General features: G+C 36.0%; 1 protein-coding gene. It reads right to left on the reverse strand.

The window, feature by feature from the left end; all coding sequences use genetic code 11:
• Positions 1 to 18 precede the first annotated feature (18 nt).
• Complete coding sequence (locus tag AOG55_RS05590) at positions 19 to 2022, reverse strand: threonine--tRNA ligase (RefSeq protein WP_052656785.1); 2004 nt, start codon at positions 2020 to 2022, stop codon at positions 19 to 21.
• Between the last annotated feature and the right edge of the window lie 116 nt (positions 2023 to 2138).

The raw sequence follows: 2138 nt of genomic DNA on the forward strand, positions 1-2138 counted from the left end.
ATAAAATATATTTTATATTTAAAATAATTGATCAATGCTGCGGTTTTTTATTTCCATGGTGATTTTAGAAATAAAATCCTGAAGGTTATATGACCTTGTTTTATCCTTGCGGTTTCTAACAGAGACTGTATTGCTTATTTTTTCCTTTTCACCAACAACTATAATATATGAAACTCTCATTGGTCTTATAAGTTTTATTTTCTTAGATATGGTATTTCCAGAAAGGTCGAGTTTGGATCTTATATGATTTTTAACAAGCTCACTGTGAACATACGAGGCATAATCGTTATAATTCTCAGATACAGGAACCACATAGGTCTGCACCGGGGAAAGCCATGTTGGCATCTTTCCGTTGAAGTGTTCTAAAAGGATTGCAATAAATCTTTCGTAGCTTCCATAAATGGCCCTGTGAAGTATAACCGGCCTTGATTTTTTGCCATCTGAATCCACATATGTTAAATCAAAGTTTATGGGCATGAAGAAATCCAGCTGTATTGTTGAAAGCTGCCAGAATCTTCCAAGGGCATCCTTAACATGTATGTCAATTTTTGGGCCGTAAAATGCGGCATCCCCTGGATTTTCCTTGTATTTTAAATTTAGATCTTCCAGTGCGCTTCTAAGATTATCTGTGGCATTATCCCACATTGAGAAATCAACCTCCAGATTTGTTGAACCGCATTTAGGGCATTTTAATACACCTGATGCAGCCCTCATTTCAAATTTTTCACCACAATCCCTGCAAATGTATGATAGCAGGTAATTCTGTGGGTTTGATTTATCTATAGTACTTAAATCGTATGATATTTCAGATTCCCCCATTATTGTCCTAAAAACATCAGGGATTATTTTTATGAGAGATGATACCTCATCAAAAATTTGATCCGGTCTTAAAAATCCATGACCATCATCTATGGTAAATGCCCTTGGCCTTGTAAGACCACCCATCTCACCAGATTTTTCATAACGGTAAACTGTGCCGGCCTCAGAATATTTAATGGGCATTTCACGGTAACTGTGAACAGAACGCTGGTATATTGCTATATGCCCGGGGCAGTTCATGGGTTTAAGACCGTAATCGTCCCCGTTGCTCAATTTAAACAGAAACATATCGTTTTTGTACTTATCGTAATGGCCTGATTCCTTCCATATGATGTCACGGTATGCATGCGGTGTCCAGACATCCTCCCAGCCATTTTTTTCATTAAGTTCCCTCATGTAATTTATTAGTTCATTCCTTATGATTGCGCCATTTGGCGTGTAAAATGGAAAGCCAGGGGCACGTTCATCAAATAAAAATAAGTCCATTTCCTGGCCAATTTTTCTGTGATCCCTTTTCATTGCCTCTTCCCTTCTTTGAAGGAAATCCTTTAACATTTTCTGATCAGGGAATGATGTGCCATAAATTCTCACCATTTTTTGCTTATTTATATCACCCTCATAATTGGTGCTTGCAACAGACAAAAGTTTAAAGGCTTTTATATACCCTGTTGACGGCACATGCGGGCCACGGCAGAATTCAATGTAATTGCCCTGTCTGTAAATATTCGATATTTCACCATCCTTAAGGTTTTCATTTATTTTATCTATTTTATAAGGGTTATCCTTAAATATCTCAAGCATTGCATTTTTATCCTGCCTTATTTTTTCTATTTTTAAATTTTTTGATGCAATTTCCCTCATTTTTTCCTCTATTTTTGGGAAATCATCCACTGATATTGGTGGCATATCAAAATCGTAATAGAATACATCAGAATCCTCATTGCTTGTATTGGGCTTTGCACCAGGATATAAATCAACAATAGCGTTTGCAAGCAAATGGGCGGTGCTATGCCTTAATATTTTTAGACCATCATCGGAGTATATATTAATTAATTCAACTTCTCCTGATTCGCTGGCTGTATCATCAAGGTCATGTAAAACGCCATCCTGTTTTGCAGCAATTATTAAATGCTTTGCCCTATCAGAAATAATATCTGAATACCTCTGGCCCTTTTCAATCCTGGCAGTAATATTAGAATTCATCCTCTATGAATTTTTAACGCATATATTAATTTATTTTTATAGCGTGTCCAAACCTTCATAATTTGTTCGACAATTGTCATATTTATTAATTTGAAAATTATTAGTGGGATATGGCA

Source organism: Acidiplasma cupricumulans (assembly GCF_001402935.1).
GTDB lineage: Archaea > Thermoplasmatota > Thermoplasmata > Thermoplasmatales > Thermoplasmataceae > Acidiplasma > Acidiplasma aeolicum.